We start from the raw sequence: 26,625 nt of genomic DNA, 5'->3' as shown, positions 1-26,625 counted from the left end.
GCACGATAATAGGGGGATGCGAGAGATCACTCACGACCCGATGATGCTAACAGAGCCGGGTGCCGACGCGGCGGACTCATGGCGCGAACGCGACCTGAAAGTGCTGTGGCACCCCTGCACCCAGATGCGCGAGCATCCCCACACCCTGCCCTTGCTGCCGGTCGCCAGCGGCCGCGGCGAATGGCTGATCGGCCAGGACGGACGCCGCTACCTGGACGCGATTTCCAGTTGGTGGACCAACCTGTTCGGTCACGCCGAACCGCGCATCGCCCAGGCCATCGCGGCCCAGGCGCTGACCCTGGAGCACGTGATCCTGGCCGGCTGCTCGCACCCGCCCGCGGTCGAACTGGCCGAGCGCCTGCTCGCGATCGCGCCGCGCCAGCCCGACCGCGCGCCGCTGAGCAAGGTGTTCTATGCCGACAACGGTTCGGCCGGGGTAGAGGTCGCGCTGAAGATGGCGTTCCACTGGTTCCGCAATCGCGGCGTCGAGGGCCGGACCAAGTTCATTGCCCTGGAAAACGGCTATCACGGCGAAACCCTGGGCGCGCTCGCGGTCGGCGATATTCCGCTGTATCGGCGGATTTACGCGCCGCTGTTGGCCGAATCGATCTTCGCGCCCTCGCCCGACGCCTACGCCTGCGAGGCCGGCGAAACTCCGGCCGAGCGCGCGCGCCACGCCGCGCAGGCTTTGCGCGATCTGCTCGAACGCCATGCCGATGAAGTCTGCGCGCTGATCCTGGAGCCGCGCGTGCAATGCGCCGGCGGCATGCGCATGCACGATCCGCTGTACCTCAAGCTCGCCCGCGAACTGTGCGACCAGCACGGCGTGTTCCTGATCGCCGACGAGATCGCGGTCGGCTTCGGCCGCACCGGCACGATGTTCGCCAGCGAACAGGCCGGGGTGATGCCCGACCTGCTGTGCCTGTCCAAGGGCCTGACCGGCGGCGCGCTGCCGCTGGCGGCGGTGCTGACCACCCAGTCGATCTACGATGGCTTCCTCGACGATTCGCGCGAACGTGCGTTTCTGCATTCGCATAGCTACACCGGCAATCCGCTGGCGTGCGCGGCGGCGCTGGCGAGCCTGTCGATCTTCGACGACGATAAGGTCATCGAACGCAATCGCGCGACTTCGCAACGCATGGCCGCGCTGGCCGCGGAGTTCGTCGATCACCCGCAGGTCGCCGACGTGCGCCAGGCCGGCATGATCGTCGCGTTCGAACTGACCCGCGGCGGCGACAAGCGCACACCGTTCGATCCGGCCGCGCGCATCGGCCTGCGCGCCTACCGCGCCGCGCTGGAACGCGGCGTGCTGCTGCGCCCGCTCGGCGACACGCTGTACTGGATGCCGCCGTACTGCATCGACGACGATGCCTTGAAGCTGCTCGCCGCGACCACGCGCGCGGCGATCGATCACGCTGTGCAGGAGGCCGACGCATGCGCCTGACCCGAGTTCACGTAGACGCCGATCTCGCCGCAGGCCGCGAAGTCGTATTGCCGGAAGGCCCGGCGACCCATCTGGCGCGCGTGCTGCGGCACGAGGTCGGCGATGCCTGCGTGCTGTTCAACGGCGACGGCCGCGATTATCACGGTCGCATCTCCGCGCTGGGCAAGCGCGAGGTGCGGGTGGAGATCGTGTCGGTCGAAGACGTCGCGCGCGAATCGTCGCTGGCCTTGATCCTGCTGCAGGGCATCGCGCGCGGCGAGAAGATGGACCTGATCCTGCAGAAGGCGACCGAACTCGGCGTCAGCGCGCTGCACCCGCTGTGGTCGCAGCGCAGCGAGGTCAAGCTCGATGAGGCGCGCGCGGAGAAGCGTCTGGCGCATTGGCGCAGCGTGGTCGGCTCGGCCTGCGAGCAAAGCGGGCGCGCGCGGGTGCCGCCTGTGTCGGCCCCGCGTTCGCTGCAGGCGACGCTGGCCTCGCTGGACCCGGGCGGGTTGCGCCTGATCCTCGATCCCGAGGGCGAGCTGTCGTTCTCGACCCTGCAGGTCGACGCCGACACGCCAGTGCTGCTGGCGATCGGCCCGGAAGGCGGCTGGTCGCCGCTGGACCGCCAGCAGCTGCGCGATGCCGGTTTTCAGGGACTGCGGCTGGGGCCGCGGATTCTGCGCACCGAAACCGCCGGCCTGGCGGCGATCGCGGCCCTGCAGGCGCGCTTCGGCGACCTGGCGTGAGCGGCGATCGCCGAACCGGCGACGCATCGGCGAGCCTCGTGCCAGCAGCAGTGGGCCGCTACGCGATTACCGCCTGAGAAACGCCGGCGCATGACGTGGCGCGGTCGCGGCTCACGCCGCTCCTACAGTCGCTACGCCCAATCGCGTCCCCACCCGCGGCCCCCTGTAGGAGCAGCGCAAGTCGCGACCGCGACAACAAAACAACGGCGCAACCTTTAGGTCGATATCGCCGATTGACCGCCAACACCAGATCGGTGGCGCTGACATATGAAGTGGCGCGGTCGCGGCTCACGCCGCTCCTACAGTCGCTACGCCCAGCCGCGTCCTCGCCCGCCGCCCCTGTAGGAGCGGCGCAAGCCTCGACCGCGGCAACAAAACAACGTCGCAAGCTCGAGGTCTAGATCGCGAAGACGGCTCCGGCCTGACGGCATACCGCACCGACGCCCGCTGTGACGCACTGTTCAGGGGGGAACTGCGCCACGGACGCCGCCGTCACGACCGAAGCCGCCTTCGCAAACCGTTCGAGCCTCGCTCAGTCCAGGCGCTCGATATCGACCACCAGCGACGCGCTGTAGGTCTTCCAGCTGACCATGATCACGTACGGCCGCTTGCGCGAGCCGCTGTTGCTGATCGCGCCGGCCGCGGTCTTGGGCACCGAGATCTCCATGTCGCCGCCGAAGTGCTTGCGCGCGTTGCCGGCCAGGGTGTTGGCCAGTTCGCCGACGGTGTCGCGCAGGTTGGCGTCGGACTGGTCGCTCTCGTTCAAGGCCAGCAGCAGATGCCGGATCATCGCGCGCGGCGCCGACACGGTGATGGTGCCGCGGAACTGGCCGCTGATCGCGATCTGGCCGCTGTAGTCGTAGACCGGCACCGTGCCGCTGTTGTCGTCGAGGAACGCGCCGCGCACCTGCGCCGCTTCCTGGGTGAGCTGGTTGAAGTAGTTGGTCACCGCATCGATGAAGACCTTGATCTCGGTCTCGTTGAGGTCGCTCAAGGCAGCATCTCCAGTAAGGCTTCGACCAGTTGGTCGTCGGTGAACGGCTTGTAGAGGAAGCCACGCGCGCCCTTCTTGAGCGCGCTGATGGCGGTGGTTTTGTCGCTGAGCGCGGAGACGACGAGAATATTCACCTTCTCGTCGATCGCGGCGATCTGCTCGGTGCACTCCACCCCGCCCAGTTCCGGCATGGTCAAGTCCATCGTCACCACGTCGGGGTGATAACGCACGAACATGCTCAACGCCTCGGCGCCGTTGCGGGCCTGGCCCACGATCTCCAGACCGGGCAGGCGCGCATCTCCCGCCAGGCGCGCGATGCGCTGGCGGATCACGTTGGAATCGTCAACGATCATCAGCTTCATCGTGGATCCTGATCAGAAGGTCAATTGAAAGTCGGCCGGACCGGCCGGCAGCGCGGGCGCATGCGCGCCGTTGGCGGCGTCGGCCGGCTTGCTTTCGGCGACCGGCAAACGGATGCGGAACTCGGTGTAGGCGCCGACCTTGGTCGACAGCGCGATCGTTCCCGACAGCGAACGCACCTGCTTCATCACCAGATCCATGCCGATGCCGTGACCGGCATCGCGGTCGCTATGCTCGGCGGTGGACACGCCGGGCTCGAAGATCTTCATGATCACGTCGCGGTCGCTGAGCGTTTCGAGTTGTTCGATGCCGTAGCGGCCCGACGCGCTCAAGGCCGCGCGAATCCGCGCGACGTCCAGGCCGCGGCCGTCGTCGCGCACCACCAGTTCGACCTGGCGGCTGCCGACGTCCTCGCTGCGGAAACTGACCGTGCCGACCGACGGTTTGGCCCGCGCCTGCCGCTCGGCCGCCGGTTCGATGCCATGCACCACCGCGTTGCGCAGCAGTTGCAGGCCGATGGTGCGCAGTGCGTTCAAGGTTTCGCCCGGCAGGCGGTCGAACGCCTGCAATTGCAGGTCCAGCTGCACCTGCTTGCCCTGCTCGCGGGCGATGCGCTCGGCCAAGGTGTTCCAGCCTTCGACCGCGCGCTGCGACGGCGTGACCGCGGCCTGCGGCACCGACACGTCGCGGTTGCCGGCCATGCGGTCGAGGAAGTCGCGGATCGTCGCCACGCATTCGAACATGTCGTCCAGATGCACGGTCATCTTGACCATGTCGCTGCCCTCCACCGAGCCGCGGTCGCGCAGGTTGATCAGATCGACTTCGAAGTTGTGGGCCAGCGCCTCGATCATGTCCAGGCTCAGCGCGGCGGCCTCGCTCTTGAGCGAATGCACGTCGCGGAAGATCGCGTTGACCAGTTCGCTGTAGTCGGTGCCGGTGCGACGCGCGGCGGCCTGGCGCAGATCGTCGTTGACGCGCTCGAGCACCACGCCGACCCGGTGCAGGAACAGGCGCACTTCGCTGGATTCGCGGCTGAGCACGCGCAGCAGGGCTTCCATTTCCTCGCGGGTGCGGGTCTTGGCCGCGGAGATCTCGTTGGTCAGGCGCACGCGCTCGGAGGCGTCGGACACCGTCACCAGCAGATACACCGTGTCCTCGCTTTCCTGCACGCGGTTGAACTGGAAATTCAGATAGCGCGCCTGCAACTGGCCGCGACCGTCGCTGCCGCCGGCGACCGGAACTTCCGACAGGGGATTGAGGCTGGCGACCAGGTTTTCCTTCACCCGCTTGCCGAACAGCAGGCCCAGGTAATCGCGGGTCGCCTCCAGCGTCTGCGGCGTCACCATCGTGCGCATCACCTCGATCAGGTTCATGCCCGGCTCGACCTTGCGCTGCATGATCTGCGGCAGCGAGTTCGACATCTGGCTGCCGATCACGAAGTCGCTGGTCACCAGGAACAGGCCTTCCTTCACCGTCGCCAGGATGTCGTCTGTCTGCTTTCGCGACTGGACGACGGCGCGGTCGCCCGCGACCAGGCGACGGAACGCGACCAAGGCGGTGAACAGGAAGTTCAGCACGATCAAGGCCGCGCCGATGGTCTGAGCCAGGCTCAGTTGGCGATTGGCCTTCTCCGAAATCGCCTGCGATGCGTCGACCTGCTGATTGAGCAGCTTGAGCAACCCGGTGTTGTTGGCGCGGCCGTAGTCGACCGCGCGTGCCAGCGCGACCGGGTCGACCGTCTCGCCGGCGAGCACGGCGTCGATGTGGCCTTTGTACGGTCCCCAGATCGCCGCGATATCGCGGTTCAGCCCGTCCATCTCCGCCGACACGATACCCCGGTCCAGAGCCTCGGGATTTTCGTCCCCGGGCATCGTGCCGCCCTCGTTGAACAGCTTGATCGTATTGCTGATCTGGTCGGAACGCTGGCGCAGGGTATCGCGATTTTCAGTCGTGGCCGACCGACCGGCCGTGATGTCCTGCTGCATTTCCAGCATCGAGCGAAGGACGATCTGCGATGCGCTTCGCTCGCTGCCGGACAGATCGCGAGCGTGAGTGCCTTGCCCGATGCGCCCCGACAGCAGCAAGCTCGCGCCGATCAGGGCCACGGAGATGATCAGGAACAAACTCACTGCCACAACCAGAATGAAATACCGTTTCCAGAACGTGTTGCCTTTTGTCTGTTGCATGGTGGCTCCCCCTGTGAGCGATGCCGGAATGCGTCCGGCGCTTTTGCATCAGTCCGCCGTCCGCATGGCCCCATGACACCTATGCGGCCGCTGCGATGGCTTGCAGCGGCGCGGCGCGTCGTTCATCCGGACGCGCGATTTCGAACCCGGCGCGATCTCAGAAGTACACCTGCATGCGCAGTTCGGTGATATTCGGATCGAGTTCGACGCCACGGCGTTCGCTGTCGACCAGCACGTAGTTGGCCTGCAACTTGAAGTGCTGGCCGATGTACCAGTTCAGGCCCAGCGTCCAGTCCTTCTGCTTGCCGCCGCGCAGCAAGCCGTGATCGATATTGACCGTGGAATAGCGCAGCGCGACTTCGAACGCGCCGTAGTCGTGCTTGGGCTTGACGTTGCCGAACGCGGCGCTCTTGTAGCTGCGCTTCTCGCCGGTCAGCACCCAGGCGCCGGATACGTAGTAACCGTCCGCCTCGTAGTCGGGCTGGCCCTCGCGTTGCACGGCCATGCGCAGGTATTCGCTTTGCAGCAACAGCGGGCCGTGCTGCCAGATCGCCTCCAGTCCGGCGCGGTTGATCGCCTCGACCGAACCGATCGCGCCCGAATCGACCAGACGCACCGGGGTCAGGAAGGCTTCGGGCCGAACCCGGATGCGCGCGCTGTCGTCGTCGCGTTTTTCGTTCGAAGCCGACAAGCCGACATGGACGATGTCGGCGTCGGTCTTGACCGGATTGAACACCACCCGCGCGGCCAGCATGCGGCCGTCGTTGTCGCCCTGCAGATCGCCGCCGCTCATGACCGCGGCGTTGATGTACCAGTCCTTGATCTTCTCGTAGGTCCAGTCGACGCCCAGGCGACGGCCCGCGTAGACGGTGGACGCCGGCAGCGCGCGTTCGAGAAAGGTGGTCGACGTGGTGCCGACCGCGCCTTCCTCGTAGCCCACCGCCGTCTTGAACTGGCCGATGCGCAGATCGCCGCCGCGCTCGTTGGACAGGCGGATGAAGTTGTCGAGCCAGACCTTGTTCTCGAAGTCGTAGCCCATCGCGACTTCGAACACGCCCGGCTTTCGCACATAGGCGTTGAGCTCCTGGCGGCGCCAGGCATGGTCGTCGGCGAAGCGCGCGCCGCCGCCGGCCATCCGGTCGTCGCCGAACTCGTTGTAGTCGTAGCTGAGATTTCCCTTCAGACCGATCTCCACGCCCGATTCGGTCGTGGTCTTGACCGGCCAGTCGCCCAGCAGGCTGTAGCTCGGTGCCTCGGCCGCGACGGCCGACGAAAACGCCAACGACATCGCGCTCGCGAGCGCGCTCTTGATCCACATACCACTGCCCCCTGTTCACAGCCAAGCCGCCCAATGCGGCGATTACGATGCCGGCGCGGCGTGCGTGCGACGCCGCATTCCCTTACCCGGCGCGGATCGCGCTTCGCGCCGATCCGCGTGATTCGAATGGATGGGGCCGGGCGTCCGCATTCGATCCCGACGCGCTTGCGTCGTAGCGCGATCGAATGCGGCGCCGGTGCCATGTCCATGCGTGCGCCGCCACCGTGCATCCCCATACCGGTAGCCAGCGCACCTGTTGCCGCGCCATGGACTGCGCTCTTGCGGCACCGACGCGTCGCCGCGCATCGCGTACGCGCGCCCGATTCGCGATGCGAAATCGACGCTGCGTCGGCTCTGCGTGATGCGTCATGCCGCCCCCTTTACATCGCGGTCACCGCCGACGAATCGCCATATCCCGCGCTCGTCCAGACGGTTGTTGCGCGCCTTCGATAATCGAGGCGTCCGGGCTTGTCCATAGGGGAAAAGTGGATACGGTCAGGCGAACTGCATTGCGTATGCCCGGCACAACCACGGGCGCACATGCGTTGCGTGTTTCTCATACCCACCGGCAAAAATGCGCCGATTGGCCGTGCGCGCGGGCGACGATCGGGGTCGGGTCATATCGAAACCCAACAAAGCAGTACGCCGCCGCATTGCTCCAATGCAGTGCCCAGGCGGGTGGCGTGTGACACGGCGCGACGAACGCTGCAATGCATGGCACAGGTTCCGCGCCGAGTTGTGCGTCAGGCACAATCGGCGCAGAAAATCCGAAAAAATGTGTTGTTCATCATTATGAAATTGTGATGAACATCAAATTTATTCATTCAGGCGCGCGAGCCGCCTGTGCCGCCCGGCATGCGAAATGCTTCAGCGATATGCCGGGGATTCGGCCCGACCCGAAGCTTGAGTCGCGCTGATCAGATCTTGAAATAGTCAGATCTTGAAATAGATCCGGCGCGCGTCGAGCCAGCGCACCACGCCCCACCACAGCGCGACGAAGGCCAGCGCGAACGCCAGCGACGGCAGATACGGACCGAACCGCGGCGTCATCCAGTCGGCAAAACCGTGCCGATAGATCGGTTCCAGCCAGCCCATGCCCATCAGCAGATACAGCAGCAGCGCCGAGCCGCCGTACGCGGCGATCGCATTGACGCCGAACGCGCGGCCCCAGGCCGGCCAACCGCGGCGGTCGATCAGTTGATGGAACAACGCAAGCACCCAGCACGACACTCCGCCACTGCACAACACATAGGCCGGGGTCCACAGGTTCTTGTTGATCGGTTGTACGTACGACACCAGTACGCCGGCGAGCGCGCACGCGGCACCGGCGATCAGCAGCGCGCGCACGTGCCCGCGCCGCAACCAGTCGCCCGCGCGCAGACCGAGCAAGGTGGTCGCGAGCGCGCCGAGCGTGGACACCAGGCCTTCGGGATCGTGGCCGCGTCCGCTCGCATCGATCTGGTAGACGTGCACGCCGAACAGCGCGCTGTCGAAACGGCTGGCGATGTTCTCGAACGGCGCGTAGCTGCCGCCCGCCGCGAGCAAGCCGGCATAGCCCAGCAGCAGCGCCGCGAACGCGATCCACTGCGCGCGCGCCGACAGGTACAAGGCCATCAGCGCGGCCGCGGCGAAGCACAGGCCGATGCGCTGCAGCACGCCGGGCAGACGCAGGTACTCGCGATCGGTCACCCACATCGCGATCAGATGCAGGAACAATCCCAGGCAAAGGATGCGCAACCCGCGCCACAGCGCCGGCCGCAGCAGGCTTGCCGCGGCGATGCCGCTTTCGCGCCGCGGCATCAGCGCCAGCGCGATCGACACGCCGACGATGAACAGGAACATCGGAAACACCTGGTCGGTCGGCGTGTAGCCGTTCCATTCCGAGTGCAGCAGGGGCGCGTAGACGTGACCCCAATCGCCGGGGTCGTTGACCAGCAGCATCGCCGCGACGGTCAGGCCGCGCAGCGCGTCGACCGAGGCGTAGCGCTTGGGCGCGGGGGATTGAAGCGATAGCGGGACCGGCGCGTTCGGCGCCGTGGCGCCGGATTCGGCGGACCCCGGACTCACGCGGCTTGCGCGAGCGCTTCGCCGATCATGGCCTCGATGGCTTCCAGGTCCGGCAACAACGCGGCATCGTCGTTGAGCAGCACCCGTGCCTGCACGCCGTGCGGCAGCACTTCGTCCTCGCGGCCGTCGACCAGCAGGCTGTCGGCCGAGACCGTGACCAGGCGCGGGAAGCCCTGGGTCAGCAGGGCGAAATACGGCAGTCGCGAGGCCGCGCTGAGCGCCTTGAGCACCACCACCTTGCTGCCGAGGCCGCCCTGTTCGCGGGCCAGGCCGGACAGTTCGCCGAACGCGATCAGTGGCAGGGTCCAACCGCGCCAGCGGGTATGGCCGAGCAGCCAGCGCGGCGCGCCTTCGATCGGCGCCGGCGGCGCATACGACAACACCTCGGCGATGGTCGCGTTGGGCAGCAGCAGGCGGGTGCCTCCGGCCTGGATCAGCACGCCGCGGATGTCGGCGCGAGCATCCGCGGGCGAAGCGGTGTCGGGGGTATCGCTGGCGGAAGTTTGGTTCGACATCGCGGCATCCTCGCCGCGGATCGCGCGGCTTTCAAGCGAAGGCTTCGACCCGCGAAGCCGGTACGTACTGCATCGCGGTCCGCGTTGGCGCCGCGGCCGGGTCTGACGGGATCCGGCGCGGATCGCTCCGCGCCGGGTGACTGGATCGAACCGGGGCCGCGCGTTGCGCTTGAGTTGCCCGGCACGAACGTTTGAATCAGATCGGACTCTGCTTCGACCAGCGCGAGGCCAGCTTGGCCGCCAATTCGGCCGGTTGCCCGCTGCCGGCGCCACGCGCGATCGCGGCGCTGGCCGCAGCGGCGTCGTAGCAGCCATCGGGCGACTGGCCGACGACCAGCGCGCCATGCGCGGACAACTTCATCGCCGCATCGACCTGGGCGACGTCGGCGCCGCTGAACAGCAGCACCGCGCTGTCGCCGGCCGGCAAGGCTTCGAACACGTCGCCGCCTTCGACGAACTGGATGCCGTTGTCGCCCGCTTCGATGCCCACGCCGGCCGGCAGGATGTAGATCACCCCGTCGATGGTGCGCGCGCCGACTTCGGCCAGCTTGACCAGCACCGGCGTCGCGCGCTGCATCTGCGCGACCAGCTTGTCGTAGCGGCCGCCGTCGAGGCGCTGCTGGACCAGCACCGGCCGATCGAAATTCTCCGGCAGCGCGCCGAGTAGCTGTCGCACCGCGTCCGGGCCGCCGATGCCGGCGAGCACCAGCACCGCGCCGTTGCGGGTCGACACCGGCAGGCGATCGTCGACCAGTTCCAGCCCGGAAATGCGCCGTTCGATTTCGTCGAGATCGTGGCGGTTGAAATCGGGCTTGCCCGTGCCCGCCGCAGCGGCGTCCGAGGCCGAGCCGGCATGCGCGCCGCTCTGGCCGGTCGCGGCGCTGACCAGGCTGGCCTCGTCGGTGAACGACCAGTCCGGCACCGAAGGCGCCGGCGGCGCGGGCGCCCTGGCGGCCAGCGGCGCGTTGTCGTCGTTGAGGTCGAAGTCGAGGCTGGATTCGAACGTCACTACGCCATTGCCGCCACCGTGGCCGCGGCCGTCGTCGAAATCGATCGGCGCGATCGGGGTGGGATCGCGATGGGTCGCGTCGAAATCGATGCGCGCGCCTTCGCTGGCGAAGGCCGCGTCCAGATCGATCAGTTCATGCACCTGGTTCGGCGCCGGCGGACGCCAGGCCTCCATGTCGCCCAGGCCGGTTTCGTCCAGCGGCGGCAAGTCCGCCTGCACCGCGTCGGACGCAACCCATTCGTCCAGGCCCGGCGTATAAGGCCTGGCTTCGCCCGGTACCGCGGCGACGCTGTCGACCGCTTCCAGGGTCAGGCCTTCGAAATCGAAATTCGGCTCGCTCTGCGCGTCACTGGCGACCGCCGGAACCGTCAATTCTTCGATGCCGTCGTCGTCGGCCGCATAGGCTTCGATTTCGACGATGTCGGCATCGATACTGGAATCGTTGGAATAGGAACCGGCCGGCGTATCCAGCGGCGTGCTGCCCAGCGCCTGACGGGCGAAGAATTCGCGCGCTTCGTCCGGCAGCGGCGGCGGTTCGGACAGAATCCGGTCGCCCGACGAACCCAGCGGCGCGACCCGCGCCAGTTCGCTGGCCTGTTCGGCCGCGGCGAACGCGGACGGATCGGACGCGGGCTCGACCGAGCCGGCATCGAAGGCGTTCGACGGCGCGGGCGGTTCGGCTTCGAATGCGTCCTCGGCGACGTAGGCTTCGCCGGCTTCGATCACTTCGATCGCTTCAATTTCCTCGATACCGTCCGCGGCGGCTTCACGCGCTACGGATGCTTCGGCGACAGCCGGCGCCGGCGGCGCGGCGGTATCGGCGAAACCGAAAATCGATCCCGGCGCCTGCGACGAGGGCAGGTCCTGCTCCAGCGTGGCCGGGCGCACGAAGCCCTGGGCGATCAGCATCGGATCGGCGTCCGGCTCGGGTTCGCGACCCGGCGGCAGCACGTCGTCGTGACGATTGAGCTTGGCGGCGAGGTGGCGCGCCCAGCGCGCCGCGTCCCAGCCTTCGCGCGAGGCGGCCAGTTCGGCCTCCTCGAAGATCACTTCGATCGACGGATCCAGCAACAGGTTCTCGAACCGGTCCAGTGCGTCCTCGGAGGCCGGATCGAGCACGACCACGACCACGTCGGGATCGGCCGCGTCCAGCGCCTGCGGATCGAGCACGGTCGGGTCGCCTTCCAGCACCAGATTCGCGCCGGCTTCGGCCAGCGCACCGCGGAGACGTTCGCAGGCCACACCGGCCCGCGCCAACAATACGACGCGACGCTCTGCTTCAGACATGACTACGGGTAATTCCCAGCAATTCGAACACGTTGCGCATCAACTCGGGCTCCTGGTACGGCTTGCCGAGATAACGCTCGACGCCGATCTCGAACGCGCGCTGGCGATGCTTTTCGCCGGTACGCGAGGTGATCATCACGATCGGCACGTCGCGCAGGTGCGGATCGGCCTTCATCTGGGTGGCGAGTTCGTAGCCGTCCATGCGCGGCATTTCGATGTCCAGCAGCATCAGGTCGGGCACGCGCTCGCCCAGACGCTCCAGCGCATCGATGCCGTCCTTCGCGGTCACGACTTCGAAGTTGTGGCGCTCGAGCACGCGGCCGGTCACCTTGCGCATGGTCACCGAATCGTCGACCACCATCACCAGCGGCACCCGGCGGGTTTCCGCCGGCGCCGGCGGCGGCGCCGCGTTCTGGCTGAAGTCCTGCAGCAGCGCGGCGCGACGACGCACCAGCGGCGCGATGTCGAGGATCACCACCACGCGGCCGTCGCCCATGATGGTCGCGCCGAAGATGCCGGGCACCGAAGCCACCTGCGGACCGACCGGCTTGACCACGATTTCGCGGTTGCCGATGACCTGGTCGATGGTGACCGCGGCGCGCAGATCGCCGGAGCGGATCAGCAGCAACGGCATCTGCAGCTGGCCTTCGGCCTTGGCCGGCGCGTGGCCGACCAGCATGCCCAGGTCGTGGACATGGTAGTCCTCGCCGCCGTAGCGGTAGCTGACATCGCCGGCGTCGAGCACGTCGCGTGACAGGCGGCCGACGCCGCGCACCGAGGCGATCGGCACGGCGAAGGTGGTTTCGCCGATGCGCACGAACACCGCCTGGGTGACCGCGAGCGTCTGCGGCAGGCGCAGGGTGAAGTGAACGCCCTTGCCCGGATTGGAATGGATATCGAGGGTGCCGCCGAGCTGGCGCACTTCGCTGGCGACCACGTCCATGCCGACGCCGCGGCCGGCCAGACGGCTGACCTCGTCGGCGGTGGAGAAGCCCGGTTCCAGGATCAGCGTGTCGAGATCGGCTTCGGACAGCACCGCATCGGCGCGGACCAGGCCGCGCTCTTCGCCGCGGCGACGGATCGCCGCGCGGTCGAGACCGGCGCCGTCGTCGGCCACTTCCAGCACGACTTCCGAACCTTCGCGGCGGACCGCGATGCGCACCGTGCCTTCGTCCGGCTTGCCGGCGGCGCGACGCTGTTCGGGTTTTTCCAGGCCGTGCGCGACCGCGTTGCGGAGCATGTGCTCCAACGGCGCGGTCATGCGCTCGAGCACGTTGCGGTCGAGTTCGCCCTGGGTGCCTTCGAGCTTCAGCGCGACTTGCTTGCCCAGTTCGCTGGAGGCCTGACGGACCACGCGGCGCAGACGCGGCAGCAGCGTATCGAACGGCACCATGCGCGTGCGCATGAGGCCTTCCTGCAGTTCCGAGCTCACCCGCGACTGCTGCAGCAGCAGGGTTTCGTACTGACGGGTCAGGTCGTCGAGGGTGTTCTGCAGGCTGTTCTGGTCGGCCGCCGATTCGCCCAGCGCGCGCGACAGCTGCTGCAGGGTCGAGAAGCGGTCGAGTTCCAGCGGGTCGAACGACTGGTCGCCCGATTCGCCCTCGCGCTGGTAGCGCGCGATGATCTGCGCTTCGGTTTCGATTTCCAGACGGCGCAGCTGATCGCGCATACGCAGGTTGGTCTGCGCCATTTCCGCGATCGCGCCGCGGAACGCGCCGAGCTGCTGTTCCAGGCGAGCGCGGTAGATCGCCACTTCGCCGGCGTAGTTGACGAGACGGTCGAGCAGGTCGGCGCGGATACGCACCTGTTCCTGCGGAGCGCGCACGCCGATGTCGTCTTCGTCGGCGAAGGGCGCATCGACGATCGGCGCCGACAAGGGCTTGAGTTCGCCGCTGTCGGTCGCCTCGCTGCGCGGCGCGGGCGTCGCAGCGCCGGCGTGTTCGTCCTCGATCAGGCCGGGCACGGTCTGACCGCGCGAACGCGCTTCGAACACCGCGATCAGGGCGTCGGGCATGGCGATCGCGCGACGCGTGCCGACCCGGGTGACCATGCCGTGCAGGCGATCGAAACCGCGTTCGAGCAGGACGATGCCGTCGCGGCCGAGTTCGGTGCGCTGGTCGACCACCGCTTCGAGCAGCGATTCCATGACGTGGCCGAGTTCGCCGACCGCCATGATGCCGGCCATGCGCGCGCCGCCCTTGAGCGTGTGCAGATCGCGCTGCAGGCCGACCAGCGGTTCGCGCTCGTTCGGCGCTTCGCGCAGTTGCGCGAGCAGGCCGTCGGAGTGATCGAGCAGGTCGCCGCCTTCTTCGACGAAGATGTCGACCAGTTCCGGATCGAGCTCGGTCAGGTCGAGCGCGTCGTCCGGATCGGGATCGGCGCTGTAGGCCTTGGCGAACGCCGCCGCGAGCGCGGCGGAAATGCCGGCCACGGCGCTGGCCGGAGCGCCGCCGTGGGCGGCCGCGGGTTGCGGTTCGGAGTCGGCCGTGGTTTCGGCCTGGGTTTCTTCGTGGCCGGCGCCGATGCCGCTGTGGTCGTCGAAACGCAGCTCGGCCCGATCGTCGGCCGTGGCTTCGTCGCCGGCCGCGACGTCCACCGTTTCGGCTTGCTCGGGCGTCAGGCGTTCAGCGGCGTAATCGGCTTCCAGGCGTGCGTATTCCAGGCGTTCGACTTCGGCCTGTTCGGCGGCGATGCGTTCGGCTTCGAGACGCTCGACTTCGGCCTGTTCGGCGGCGATGCGCTCGGCTTCAAGGCGTTCGGCTTCGGCTTGCTCGGCGGCGATGCGTTCGGCTTCGAGTCGTTCGGCTTCGGCCTGTTCGGCGGCGATGCGTTCGGCTTCAAGGCGTTCGGCTTCGGCTTGCTCGGCGGCGATGCGCTCGGCTTCGAGTCGTTCGGCTTCGGCTTGCTCGGCGGCGATGCGTTCGGCTTCGAGTCGTTCGGCTTCGGCTTGCTCGGCGGCGATGCGTTCGGCTTCAAGGCGTTCGGCTTCGGCTTGCTCGGCGGCGATGCGCTCGGCTTCAAGTCGTTCGGCTTCGGCTTGCTCGGCGGCGATGCGTTCGGCTTCCAGTCGCTCGAATTCGGCGCGCTCGGCGGCGGTACGCGCGGCATGCTCGGCGGCGAGACGCTCGGCTTCGGCGCGGCGCGCCTGCTCGGCGTATTCGGCTTCGAGACGTTCGTACTCCCGCCGCTCTTCTTCGGCGAGGCGCTCGGCTTCCAGGCGCGCGGCTTCGGCGCGCTCGGTTTCGATGCGCTCGGCTTCGAGACGTTCGGCCTCCAGACGGGCCGCTTCGGCCTGCTCGGCGGCCAGGCGTTCGGCCTGCACACGCTCGGCTTCGGCTTGTTCCGCGGCGATGCGCTCGGCTTCGAGTCGTGCGGCTTCGGCCTGCTCGGCGGCGAGACGTTCGGCTTCAAGGCGCGCGGCTTCGGCCTGCTCGGCGGCAAGGCGTTCGGCTTCGAGACGTTCGGCTTCGGCCTGTTCGGCGGCGAGGCGCTCGGCTTCAAGACGCGCGGCTTCGGCCTGTTCGGCCGCAAGGCGCGCGGCCTCGGCTTGTTCGGCCGCAAGACGTGCCGCCTCGGCCTGCTCGGCGGCGATACGTTCTGCTTCGATGCGTTCTGCTTCGAGCCGCTTCGCCTCGATGCGTTCTGCTTCGATGCGTTCTGCTTCGATGCGCGCCGCTTCGGCGCGCTCGGCTTCGAGACGTTCGGCCTCGAGCCGCGCGGCTTGCGCCTGCTCGGCCGCAAGGCGCTCAGCTTCCGCCTTCTGCGCGGCTTCGCGCTCGGCGGCGAGGCGGGCCTGTTCGATCGAGGCGTCGCTCAGGCCCATCGGCCCGACCGTGCTCGGGTCGAATTCGATCGGCAGCACGTCGAGGCTGATTTCGAATTCGTCGTCGTAGTTCGGCGACTGGCGACCGGCGGCGTCGGCCGTTTCGGTCTTGCTGGCGCTGTCGCGCGACGCATCGTAGCCGTCGAACGCGCTCAGGTCGGCGACCGTGAGTTCCGACAGCGACTGCCCTTCCGGCAAGCCGTCGAGGTCGTGATCGAACTCTTCGACGATCATCGGCGAACGCGCGTCGGGCAAGCTGTCGCGCAGCAGTGCGATGCGTTCGGGCAGGCCGACGAACATCGGCACGTGCGGGGTCGGCGACTTCAATGCTTCGACGGTGCGGCGGATCGCGTCGGCGACCGCGCTGAGCGCGGACATGCCTTCGGCGCTGGCCGGCGCGCCGCTGGCGAGCAGACGCTTGACGTAGGCTTCGGTCGGCGCGGTGACGTCGGTGATGACCGGCACTTCGGTCATCGCGAACGCACCGTTCAAGGTGTGGATCGAGCGCTGCACCGCATCGGTGACCGGCTGCGGCGCGGTGTTCGACGCGGCCAGCCAGGCTTCGATGGTGACCAGATGCCCGGCGACTTCGCCGTCGAGGATTTCCAGCAGCACCGGATCGACCGAGGCCGGCACGTACGGGCCGTCGCTGACGATCGCCGGAGCGGTGTCGACGATTTCAGGCTCGCCCGCGACAGCGGCGACCGGCGCTTGGTAATAGGCTTCCTCGCCGTTGGCGAGGCGGTCGGCATGCGCTTCGATGCCGGCGACGTCGACGCTCAGCGGCGCTTCGTTGCGCAGCGCGGCGTAGAAACCCGGCAGCGCGCGATGCGCGTGCTCGACCAGGTCGATGACTTCCGGGCTGGCCGGACGGCCGTGCTCGCGCACGCGGTTGAGCAGGTTCTCGACCTTCCAGCTGAATTCGCCCAGGGTGCGCGCGCCGACCAGGCGGCCGCTGCCCTTGAGGGTGTGGAACACGCGCCGCACCGGCTGCACCCGCGCCAGATCGTCGGGCGCTTCGCGCCACGCCGGCAGCAAGTGTTCGAGGTTGGCGATTTCCTCCTGGAATTCCTCCAGGAAGATTTCCCGCACTTCGTCGTCGATGTCGTCGACGGTCTCGAAACCGCCCTGGGCCGGCGAGGAGGCGCCGAGGAACGACGGCGGCGAGGACGGCAGCGCTTCGAGCATCGCCGTGTTGACCAGACCGCCGGACACGCGTTCGGCGATGTCGGCCGGTTCGGCGGGCGCGGCATGGCTGGCGTCGGGTTCGAACGCCGAGCTGTACTGCGCGGCGCCGTGTTCGGCATCGAGCGCGGCGTTGTCGATCGACTCGGCGGCGGCGCCGGCGTCGTGCGCCTGCGCTTCCGACAGGCTCCAGTCGGGCGCGACCGGAATCTGGGTGTGCGATTCGCTCGCGCTCGGCGGCGTGGCTTCGGCGACGGCGGGCGAGGCGGCTTCGGCGGCGACAACGGGCGGCGCGGCGTCTTCGGCCTGCGGCTCGACCCGGACCACGTCCGGCAGCGGCCAGTAGCGCAGCACTTCCAGGCTCTGGCGCGCGATGTCGAGGATGTCGTCGCGGTTCGGGCGCTGCTCGCGCAGCGCTTCGAGGTAGTACTCCAGGCTGGCCAACGCATCGGCCAGGGTGTCGAGCTGCTGACCGCTGGGCACGCGGCGGCGGCCGATCAGTTCGACTTCGGTGTAACGCTTGACCCCGGTGAGGTAATCGGCCGCCAGCGGCAGCTCGATCATGCGCAGGGCGCCGGCGACTTCGTCGAGCACGCGCGGCACTTCGGCCAGTTCGTCGTGGTCCCACTTGGTCTCGACGAAGGCAACAAACGACTGGCGCGCATCGCCAAAGTTGGCGATGGCTTCGCGCGCGACCACGTCGAGCACCTTGCGCGCTTCGCCAGCGAGCAGGTCCTCTTCGGCCTTGTCGTCGGGCAGGCCCAGGCGCGACACCTGGTCGTCCAGCGAGGCATCCACATACAGCAACGCGCCGGCGACATCGAGCAGGGTGCCTTCGTCGGCGGCGCGGCGGCCGTCGACGATGTCGTTCATCGCATCGCGCTGCTGCAGCACGACGGTGCGGGCCATGCCCAGGCCCATCATGCCGAGGGTGTCGCTGACCCGCGCCAACGCCTCGACCTGCGGGCGCAGTTCGCCGGCGTCGGTCTGGTTGGTGCGCAGGTGCAGGTCGAGGGCGTCCTTGACCCGCAGCAGGTCTTCCTTGATTGCCGCGGCAACGGTGTCGAGCAGGGCGCGATTGCGTCCGCTCAGGCTGCCGCGGGCGTGTTCGAGTTCGGATTCGCTCGGCAGGTGCGCGGCGAGTTCGAAGGTCTGGCGCAGATCGTCCAGCGCCGGATGGCGGCCGTCGCTGTGGGCGACGTGATACAGCAGCTGCCGGGTCGGTTCGGCCGCGGGTTCGCCGCGCGGCGCGCTGAAGCCGTCGTCGGACAGGATCTGGCGCGCTTCGCGCTCGACCCCGCCGAAGGCCTGACGCAGCGAACGCGTCGCCGGCAAGGCGCCGTCGCGCACCGCGTGCGACACCGAGGAGGCGACCCAGAGCATGCGCCGCACCGGTTCGAGCACGACATCGGCGAGCAGGCCGTCGATCGCCGAAGCGAGTTGGGCCGGGTTCGACGGCACGCCGTCTTCGGGCCATGCGGTCAGCGCATCACGCAGCGCGGCCAGATGCGGCGCGCTGGCGTTGCGGCCGCCACCACTGCCGACCGGCAACGGCGGCGGCAGATGCGCCGGCAGCGGACGGTCGAGGTTGGGCGCGAACAGCACGCTTTCGTTGAGACCGGATTCGCCGCGGGTGGCGCGCAATTCGTTGAGCAGCGGCAGCAGCACGATCGGAATATCGCGATGGCCGCCCTGCAGGCGTTCGAGGTAATCGGGCAGCAGCACCACGCCGCGCATCAGCGCCGCGCAGGCTTCGTCGCGATCGGCGACGCTGCCTTGCTGCAAGGCCAGGGCCAGACGTTCCATTTCCTCGGCGACCATGGCCGGGGCGTACAGCTCGACCATGCGCAAGGTGCCATGCACCTGATGCAGATGGTTGGCGCACACGCGCATGCGCGAGGTGTCGGCGGGATCTTCGGCAAACGCCTCGATCTCCTGCCGCGCCTGGCGCAGGGTTTCGTCCAGCTCGGGCTTGATCCAGCCCAGCGTGGTGGTGTCGATGGCTTCGCGCAGCGCGGTCATGGCGTGCTCCGCACGTCAACGCGGTCGCGTCGCTGACGCGGTCCGTGGCTCTGCCAGCGATGTGTCGGAAGCTTCATCCTCGGTACAACCCTTCTGTAATGCTTGATCACCGCCGCCCGATCCATCACCGCCCTGCCCGACCGCTTGCGCGGATCAGGCCGGCAGCTTGAAGTCGGCGACCGAACGGCGCAGGTCGGCCGCCAGTTGCGCCAGGTTTCCAATCGACGCGGCGGTCTGGTTGGCGCCCTGCGAGGTCTGCGAGGTGATCTGCTGAATCGTGTTCATCGTCTGGGTGATGTTCGACGCCGCGCTGGACTGCTGCTGGGCCGCGCTGGAGATGCCTTGAATCAGGTTCGACAGATCCGACGACACCTTTTCGATCTCGCCCAGTGCGGTACCGGCGTCTTCCGCCAATCGTGCGCCCGCGACCACTTCCGAAGTCGTCTGTTCCATCGAGCTCACAGCTTCGTTGGTGTCGGACTGAATTGTCTGGACCAACGTCTCGATTCGCTTGGTCGCGTTGGACGCGCGCTCGGCGAGTCGTTGCACTTCGTCGGCCACCACCGCGAACCCGCGGCCCGCTTCACCGGCCGATGCGGCCTGAATCGCGGCGTTCAGCGCGAGGATGTTGGTCTGTTCGGAAATGTCGTTGATGAGTTCGACGATCGAGCCGATTTCCTGCGAGCTTTCGCCCAGGCGCTTGATTCGCTTCGAGGTCTCCTGGATCTGGTCGCGGATCGAGTCCATGCCTTGAATCGTCTGCCGCACCACGCCCGCGCCCTTGGTCGCGATCTGCACCGAGCGCTGCGCCACGTCGGCCGACTCGGCCGAGTTCTTCGACACCTGGTCGATCGAGGCGGCGATTTCGCTGATGCGGTCGGAGGCCGAGCTGATCTCGTGCGCCTGGTGTTCGGCGGCCTCGGCCAGATGCATGGCGGTGGCCTGGGTTTCCTGGGCGCTTGAGGCCACCTGCACCGAGGTGTCGGTAATCGTCTGCACCAGGCTGCGCAGCTGTTCGACCGCGAAGTTGATCGAGTCGGCGATCGCGCCGGTCATGTCCTCGGTGACCGTCGCCTTTACCGTGAGGTCGCCTTCCGCCAGCGAACCCATTTCGTCCAGCAGGCGCATGATGGCCTCCTGGTTGCGGTCGTTGAGTTCCTTGGTGGTCTGGTAGCGGCGCTGCTGGGCGTAGTTCAACGAGAACAGCAAGCCGGCGATCGCGACCAATGCGGCCAGGCCGGAGATGATCGAGACCCAGATGTTGCCCATGAAGCTGGTGTCGCGCAGCGAGCCGAACGCGGTGAAGGCGCTGAACAGCGACTGGCTGTCGGTCAGCATCTTGTCGGCGCCGCCGGTGATCGATTCGGCCGCGGCCTGGGCCTGGAACAGGTCCTTGGAGCTGGCCGAGATCGCGTCGAGATCCTTCTTCATCTCCAGCCACAGCGCTTCGGCCTGACCCAGCGCGGCCAGCGCGCCGCCGTTGGACAGCGCGTTGACGCCGAACGAGGCGTCGCCCTTGCGCAGGCCGGTGAGGATGTTGCCGAACACGATCGCGTCGCGGCCGAGCGCTTCGCCGGCCATGCCGGCGCCGCTGCCGCCGGCGCGGATTTCGGTGATGCGGCGGGCCATGGTCGCCGACAGCACGACCTGGCGCAGGGCGATGTAGACCTGCGAGGACGGCGAGCCGGACGCCGACATCGCGCGGACCAGTTCGTCCAGGCGCGCCTGCAGCTGCGGGACCTTGCTGGAGAAGCTGTCGGCGTTGCCGGCCAGGGCCAGCACCGCGGTCTCGCTGGCGGTCACCTGCGCGGCGCTCTTGCCCAGCGGCTCCCAGCTCTTGCTGACCGCGCTGATCGGGCCGGACACGCCGGCGGTGGAGCCGTAGTTGTCGTTGAGCTTCTGGATGTCGGCGTCGATGTCGCCGCGGGTCTTCTTGAACGCGGTGAACGCGTCCTTGTTGCCGCCGACCGCTTCGCGCGCCTGCACCGCGAGCTTCTGCGAGTTGACCTGCAGGCTCGAGGCCGACGAACTCGCGCCGCCCAGGCGCGCGGCCTTCCATGTCGCATAGCCTGTGTTGAGACCGAACACCAAGACCGATAGGGCCAGCACGATCAGCCAGGTGTTGGCGCCCAGAAGGCGGCTCTTGCCGGCGTTGTCCATCACAGTGCTCATGGTTCGGAAACCTCAGGTGTACTTGCGTGTACTTGCTGGATTGAAGGGAGCGGCTTCAGGCCGCTGCTTGTCGGAATTCGGGAGTGCGCGCCAGCCGGTCGAGGCTGAAGATGCCCCAGGGCTGGCCGTCGATCAGGTAGGCGCGATCGACGAAATAGCCATAGCGGCCCTCGGTGAGGCCGTGTCCGGCCGCTTCCTCGAGGGTCACCTGCTGTTGGTCATGAAAACTGCGCTGGCCGAACAGTTCGTCGATCAGCACCGCCACGTCGCCGCCGGGCTGGCGCACCAGCAGGATGCGGTGGCCTTCGTGCAGCACGGTGCGCTCGCCTTCGAGGAACTGCTTGAGGTCGACGATCGGCAGCAGATTGCCGCGCACGTTGGCCAGCCCGAGCATCCACGGCTGCGCGCCGGGGACCTGGGTGACCTGCGGCAGCGACAGGATTTCCACCACCTCGGTGAAGGTCGAGGCCATGCGGCGGCGGCCGATGCGGTAGCCGACGCCGCGCCACAGGCCGGGCGCATCGAGCTGTTCGGGCAGGCCGGGCACGTGCGCCAGGGAGCGGCGCTCGTAATCGGTCAGCACATCGAACGGCGGCTTGAACGTCATCGTTTCGGTTATCCGGCAAGTAGTGCGTTGATTCGCGCGATCAATTCGTCTTCCCTCGGCGGCTTGACGATGTAATCGCGCGCGCCCTGGCGCATGCCCCAGGCGCGGTCGGTTTCCATGCCCTTGGTGCTGACGATCAGGACCGGGATCTGGCTGGTGTCGGCGTCGCGGCTGAGCGCGCGCGTGGCCTGAAACCCGTTCATGCCCGGCAGCACCACGTCCATCATCACCAGGTCCGGCCGCTCGCGCTTGCAGGCCTCGATGCCGTCTTCGGCACTGCCGGAGGCGAACACTTCGTGCCCGTTGCGCTGAAGCAGCTGCGTCAGCACCGCGGTATCCGTCGGCGAGTCCTCAATAAGCAGGATGCGTGCCATGGTGTGCCTTACCCCCCGGTCAGGCGTGAACGTGCTTGCGGATCGCGTCGAGGAGCTCCTCGCGCGTGAATGGCTTGGTCAGGTACTGCTCCGATCCGACGATGCGCCCACGCGCCTTGTCGAACAGGCCGTCCTTGGAAGACAGCATGATGACCGGCGTGCTCTTGAACAGTTGATTGTTCTTGATGAGCGCACAGGTCTGATAGCCGTCCAGACGCGGCATCATGATATCCACGAAAATGATCTGTGGCTGCTGATCGGCGATCTTCGCCAACGCTTCGAATCCGTCGATGGCCGTGACCACCTCGCATCCTTCGCGCTTCAACAGCGTCTCGGCGGTTCGACGGATGGTCTTGGAATCGTCGATCACCATGACCTTCAGACCATCGAGGCTGCCGCTACGAACCTCGTCGAGCATTCTTTGTATCCCCCATTGCGACGCCGTTGAATCCCCGGGCGTCGCGAAGCCGTCTTTATTCCAAGCCGCACGCGGGCTGTCAAGCGCGCCTTCCGTGCTCGGAAACTGAATACGCAGCATATCGGCATCACAGGACAACCTTGCCGCGCATCACCGATGCCGGCGGCCGCTTCCATCGGCCTGTGCATGTCGCCCCTCGCATCGTGCGATGTGACTGATCGTTGCGTGTCGCAAATGGACGCAGGGCGACCGTTTCCGACCCCGCCATCATGACAGATACCGGCGACCTGCCTGCTACCATCACGTCAATCTTTCAGGATTCCGTTCCCATGCCGTTGGACATCGTCGTCGTGATGGACCCGATCGGATCGATCAAGATCGCCAAGGACTCAACCTTCGCCATGCTACTGGAAGCGCAGCGGCGCGGACATCGGCTGTGGTATGTGCGGCCCGGCGGGCTGAGCCTGCTCGGCGGCGCGGCGCGGGCCACGGTGGCGGCGTTGCGGGTACGCGACGACAAGGCGAGCTGGTTCGAACTGGGAGACTGGTCACAGATTGAACTCGGTCACGGCCACGTCGTGCTGATGCGCAAGGACCCGCCGGTCGACGCCGAGTACCTGCACGACACCCAGATCCTGTCGGTCGCCCAGCGCGCCGGCGCGTTCGTGGTCAACGACCCGCAGGGCCTGCGCGACTACAACGAGAAGCTGGCCGCGCTGCTGTTTCCGCAGTGCTGCATCGACACCCTGGTCAGCCGCGATCCGGCCGAGCTCAAGACCTTCGTCCAGCAGCACGGTCAGGCGGTGCTCAAGCCGCTCGACGGCATGGGCGGGCGCTCGATCTTCCGCGCCGCCGCGGGCGAGGCCAACCTCAACGTGATCCTGGAAACCCTCGGCGATGGCGGCCAGCACCTTGTGATGGCGCAGAAGTTCCTGCCGCAGATCAGCGACGGCGACAAGCGCATCCTGTTGGTCGACGGCGTGCCGGTCGACTATGCGCTGGCGCGGATTCCGCAAGGCGACGAGTTCCGCGGCAATCTCGCCGCGGGCGGCCGCGGCGAAGGCCGCCCGCTGAGCGAGCGCGATCGCTGGATCGCCCACGAAGTCGGTCCGGAGATGAAACGCCGCGGTATGTTGTTCGTCGGCCTGGACGTGATCGGCGATTACATGACCGAACTCAACGTCACCAGCCCGACCTGCATCCGCGAGCTCGACGAACAGTTCGGCCTCAACATCGCCGGCCTGCTGTTCGACGCGATCGAGGCCCGCGTCGCAGCCGCCCAGGCGGCATGAGCGCGGCCGCACCCACCCTGCCCGGCGGCGGCCTGGCCGAACCGCAGCGTTTCAGCGCCACCCTGGTGCTGTCGGTGATCGTCCACGGCATTCTTTTGCTCGGCGTCGGCTACACCCTGGAGCAGGCCGCGCCGGTGGTGCCGACCCTGGACGTGATCCTGACCCAGACCCAGACCGCGCTGACGCCCAAGCAGGCCGACTTCCTCGCCCAAGCCAACAACCAGGGCGGCGGCGAGCACGACAAGAGCACCCGCCCGCGCGACAACCAGTCCGGCCCGGCGCCGCGGGCCGAGGCCGGCGTGGCCCAGATGCAGTTGCGCGCGCAATCGCCGACCGCCCAGCCCGATCCGGTCGCGCGCGTGGTCAGCAGCACCCGCGGCGAGACCGTGGTGGCGCGCGACCGCGCCACCCAGACCCCGACCGAACGGCCGTTGCCGGTCGGCGAGCGCAAGATCGAACACGACATCGAGATGGCGCGGCTGGCGGCCGAGATCCACATGCGCTCGGAGCGCTACGCCAAGCGACCCACGCGCAAGTTCGTGTCCGCGAGCACCACCGAATACGCCTGGGCCGGCTACCTGCGCGCCTGGGTCGACCGGGTCGAACGCGTCGGCAACCTCAACTATCCCGACGAAGCGCGCCGCCGCCGTCTGGCCGGACAAGTCGTCATCAGCGTGGCGGTACGACGCAACGGAAGTGTCGAACGCGCCGACATCGTGCGCAGCAGCGGCATCGCATTGCTGGACGCCTCGGCGCTGCGGATCGCCAGACTGGCCGAACCGTATCCGCCGCTGCCGAAGACCGAGGAGAACCCGGACATTCTGCATGTGACGCGGACCTGGAATTTCTTGCCGGGTGGGTCGTTGGTGGACGAGTAAATCGCGGTCACTCCGCGTTATCGTGAGCATCGCGCCGGCACGGTACCGGTAGCGTCCGCTTCATGGATCCAAACGCATGCGCGTCCTCCATCGCTTCTCCCGTCGCTGCTCGATCCTTACCTTGATCGGCGCACTCGCAATCATGCTCGGCGGCTGCGGCCGCGACGCCGCGCCCGCGGCCAGCGACGCGGGCCGAAGCGCGACCGCCGACAATGACGCGCGCTGGGCCGCGCTTGGCGGTCGTCTGTTCGCCGATCCAAGCCTCAGCGCCGACGGTCAGGTCAGTTGCGTCAGTTGCCACCGCGCTGAGTATGCGTTCTCCGACGCGCGCGCGGTTTCGATCGGCACCGGCGGCAAGGCCGGCACCCGCAACGCGCCGAGCCTGCTCGACGTGGGCGAGTTGCAGCATTTCTTTTGGGACGGCCGCGAATCGCGCCTGGAAACCGTGGTGCTGCAGCCGCTGACCAATCCAGTCGAGATGGGCTTGGCTTCTACCGAGGAACTGCTACGCCGTCTCGCCGCCGAGCCACGCCACGCCGCCGCATTCGCCGAGCTCGGCGGTCTCTCCGCCAACGCCGTCGCCCACGCCCTCACCGCCCACCTGCGCACGCTGCGCAGCGGCGAAAACGCCTACGACCGCTTCCAGGCCGGCGACCGCACCGCGCTAGATGCCGACCAGCAAGCCGGTCTGGCCTTGTTCACCGGCAAGGCCAACTGCGGCGACTGCCACCAACTGCAACCCGGCCGCGCGCGCTTCACCGACGACCGCTTCCACCACCTGGGCGTCAACGACAGCGCCATCGCCGGCCGGGTCGCCGGCCTGATCCAGCGCCTGGACGGCAAGCGCGACCTCGGCGCAACGGTGTTGACCGAAGCCGACATCGCCGGCCTCGGCCACTTCATCGCCTCCCGCAAGCCCGCCGACCTCGCCGCCTTCCGCACCCCATCGCTGCGCAACGTCGCCCGCACCGCGCCGTACATGCACGACGGCTCGGTGGCGACGCTGGAGGAGGCGGTGGACCAGGAGGTGTATTACCGCGGCATCAGCAAGGGCCGACCGTTGTCGATGACGGTGGAGGAGCGGCGGCAGTTGTTGGCGTTCTTGCGGGCGTTGTCCGCCCCTGATCGTCTCTGATGCAATCACCCCAGGGCAGCGCGGACGCGACACTGTTCAATAAACGTCTCATATGTGTACTCAGCAGCGGCCGCTACGACCTAACAACAAGATCGCCAACAAAGCCGATCCCGTTGTATTCGCCGCCTCCCTCGCCGATTGCCAGGTCATGATCGTGGACGCAATCGACCTGATCGATCAAGGCAACTGAACGAAGCTATGTACACGGCACACGTATGGCCGCCGACCGCAAAAGAAGAGCACGCAAGCGCCACCGGGCTGATCGCCGCCGACCCCTTCGGCGAGTTTTATGACCAGCCGGACCTCGCCTTGCGCAACCAGCTCACCGTTTTCCCTAAGCACCGCCGTCGTGCCAGAACGCTCTACCGAGTCCACCCAGCCCGTGAACAGAGCGAAAGCGAGCACACCGTGAGCCACGGCAGCACATACGAACATCGCGCTTATGCATGCAAATAGAACGCGCACCCCGGTAGACGGCCCACTCACTCTCGGCTCCAACGAGATGCTTGCCGTGAATACGGCAAACACCAGGGCGCCTACGGCGAATGCGGCATACCAAAGCGCTTGACGGGAATTCGCAGTCATCTGCCCTTGCCGATATGAGTTCCGGTAATGCTACTGGTGGCCGAAACGGCTGTCCCTGGAAGGCCAGCCGATACTCCTTTGCACTACCTGAGAAGCATCCGGTGAAGGAAGTCCCTACGCTGCAAGCGCGATGAAGCCACCAAGCCCAGCGTCCAGAGTAACGCCCGCAAGCGCCCCATAGTTGAAGTGCCGACATGACCTTGGCTTGCTCAACTAGCGGTCCACT

The 26,625-nt window shown here is 67.6% G+C and carries 18 protein-coding genes; 6 read left to right on the top strand and 12 right to left on the bottom strand.

Going from position 1 to position 26,625, the window contains the following annotated elements:
• Positions 1-43 precede the first annotated feature (43 nt).
• On the top strand, positions 44-1,444 hold the full coding sequence (gene bioA, locus AC3A4T_RS23300) for an adenosylmethionine--8-amino-7-oxononanoate transaminase (RefSeq protein WP_487677600.1): 1,401 nt from the start codon (positions 44-46) through the stop codon (positions 1,442-1,444).
• Positions 1,435-2,172 (top strand): 16S rRNA (uracil(1498)-N(3))-methyltransferase, encoded by a 738-nt coding sequence (locus tag AC3A4T_RS23295; protein ID WP_487677556.1) that lies wholly within the window; start codon positions 1,435-1,437, stop codon positions 2,170-2,172. The genes bioA and AC3A4T_RS23295 overlap by 10 nt, the downstream gene beginning before the upstream one ends.
• Positions 2,173-2,704: 532 nt before the next feature.
• On the opposite strand, the gene AC3A4T_RS23290 is transcribed toward AC3A4T_RS23295, so the two are convergent.
• The 12 genes from AC3A4T_RS23290 to pilG all read right to left on the bottom strand — a co-directional run bounded on the left by AC3A4T_RS23290 (position 2,705) and on the right by pilG (position 22,509).
• The gene (locus AC3A4T_RS23290) at positions 2,705-3,166 is read right to left on the bottom strand and encodes a chemotaxis protein CheX (protein ID WP_487677555.1); all 462 of its coding nucleotides are present in this window, start codon (positions 3,164-3,166) and stop codon (positions 2,705-2,707) included.
• The gene (locus AC3A4T_RS23285) at positions 3,163-3,528 is read right to left on the bottom strand and encodes a response regulator (protein ID WP_036112846.1); all 366 of its coding nucleotides are present in this window, start codon (positions 3,526-3,528) and stop codon (positions 3,163-3,165) included. The genes AC3A4T_RS23290 and AC3A4T_RS23285 overlap by 4 nt, the downstream gene beginning before the upstream one ends.
• Positions 3,529-3,540: 12 nt before the next feature.
• Entirely contained in the window at positions 3,541-5,712 is a 2,172-nt protein-coding gene (locus tag AC3A4T_RS23280; protein WP_487677554.1) for an ATP-binding protein, read from the bottom strand.
• Positions 5,713-5,869: 157 nt separating this feature from the next.
• On the bottom strand, positions 5,870-7,030 hold the full coding sequence (locus tag AC3A4T_RS23275) for an OprO/OprP family phosphate-selective porin (protein WP_487677553.1): 1,161 nt from the start codon (positions 7,028-7,030) through the stop codon (positions 5,870-5,872).
• A gap of 933 nt (positions 7,031-7,963) precedes the next feature.
• Positions 7,964-9,097 carry an acyltransferase family protein gene (locus tag AC3A4T_RS23270; protein WP_487677552.1) on the bottom strand — a complete coding sequence of 378 codons (1,134 nt, stop codon included), beginning with the start codon at positions 9,095-9,097 and terminating at the stop codon, positions 7,964-7,966.
• A complete protein-coding gene (locus AC3A4T_RS23265) occupies positions 9,094-9,612 on the bottom strand; it encodes a chemotaxis protein CheW (protein WP_487677551.1) in 519 nt (172 codons plus the stop codon). The genes AC3A4T_RS23270 and AC3A4T_RS23265 overlap by 4 nt, the downstream gene beginning before the upstream one ends.
• A gap of 196 nt (positions 9,613-9,808) precedes the next feature.
• Entirely contained in the window at positions 9,809-11,908 is a 2,100-nt protein-coding gene (locus AC3A4T_RS23260; RefSeq protein ID WP_487677550.1) for a chemotaxis protein CheB, read from the bottom strand.
• Positions 11,901-18,938: an Hpt domain-containing protein gene (locus AC3A4T_RS23255; RefSeq protein WP_487677549.1), complete on the bottom strand. Its 7,038-nt coding sequence runs from the start codon at positions 18,936-18,938 to the stop codon at positions 11,901-11,903. The genes AC3A4T_RS23260 and AC3A4T_RS23255 overlap by 8 nt, the downstream gene beginning before the upstream one ends.
• A gap of 153 nt (positions 18,939-19,091) precedes the next feature.
• Positions 19,092-21,110 (bottom strand): methyl-accepting chemotaxis protein, encoded by a 2,019-nt coding sequence (locus AC3A4T_RS23250; RefSeq protein ID WP_487677548.1) that lies wholly within the window; start codon positions 21,108-21,110, stop codon positions 19,092-19,094.
• Positions 21,111-21,165: 55 nt separating this feature from the next.
• A complete protein-coding gene (locus AC3A4T_RS23245; RefSeq protein ID WP_487677547.1) occupies positions 21,166-21,717 on the bottom strand; it encodes a chemotaxis protein CheW in 552 nt (183 codons plus the stop codon).
• Between the two features lie 8 nt (positions 21,718-21,725).
• Positions 21,726-22,091 carry a response regulator transcription factor gene (locus AC3A4T_RS23240; protein ID WP_036112827.1) on the bottom strand — a complete coding sequence of 122 codons (366 nt, stop codon included), beginning with the start codon at positions 22,089-22,091 and terminating at the stop codon, positions 21,726-21,728.
• A 19-nt stretch (positions 22,092-22,110) separates the two neighbouring features.
• A complete protein-coding gene (pilG, locus tag AC3A4T_RS23235) occupies positions 22,111-22,509 on the bottom strand; it encodes a twitching motility response regulator PilG (RefSeq protein ID WP_036112825.1) in 399 nt (132 codons plus the stop codon).
• A 329-nt stretch (positions 22,510-22,838) separates the two neighbouring features.
• On the opposite strand from pilG, the gene gshB reads away from it, so the two are divergent.
• The 4 genes from gshB (at position 22,839) to AC3A4T_RS23215 (ending at position 26,270) form a co-directional block, all read left to right on the top strand.
• Positions 22,839-23,801 carry a glutathione synthase gene (gene gshB / locus AC3A4T_RS23230; protein ID WP_487677546.1) on the top strand — a complete coding sequence of 321 codons (963 nt, stop codon included), beginning with the start codon at positions 22,839-22,841 and terminating at the stop codon, positions 23,799-23,801.
• The gene (locus tag AC3A4T_RS23225) at positions 23,798-24,679 is read left to right on the top strand and encodes an energy transducer TonB (RefSeq protein WP_487677545.1); all 882 of its coding nucleotides are present in this window, start codon (positions 23,798-23,800) and stop codon (positions 24,677-24,679) included. The genes gshB and AC3A4T_RS23225 overlap by 4 nt, the downstream gene beginning before the upstream one ends.
• 76 nt (positions 24,680-24,755) lie before the next feature.
• Positions 24,756-25,814 (top strand): cytochrome-c peroxidase, encoded by a 1,059-nt coding sequence (locus AC3A4T_RS23220; RefSeq protein WP_487677544.1) that lies wholly within the window; start codon positions 24,756-24,758, stop codon positions 25,812-25,814.
• Between the two features lie 198 nt (positions 25,815-26,012).
• The gene (locus tag AC3A4T_RS23215) at positions 26,013-26,270 is read left to right on the top strand and encodes a hypothetical protein (protein WP_487677543.1); all 258 of its coding nucleotides are present in this window, start codon (positions 26,013-26,015) and stop codon (positions 26,268-26,270) included.
• The last annotated feature ends 355 nt before the right edge of the window (positions 26,271-26,625 follow it).

The organism is Lysobacter sp. Soil_N_51, from assembly GCF_057655755.1.
Note: the sequence above shows the minus strand (reverse complement) of the source record. Positions and strands in the feature narration are given on the sequence as shown.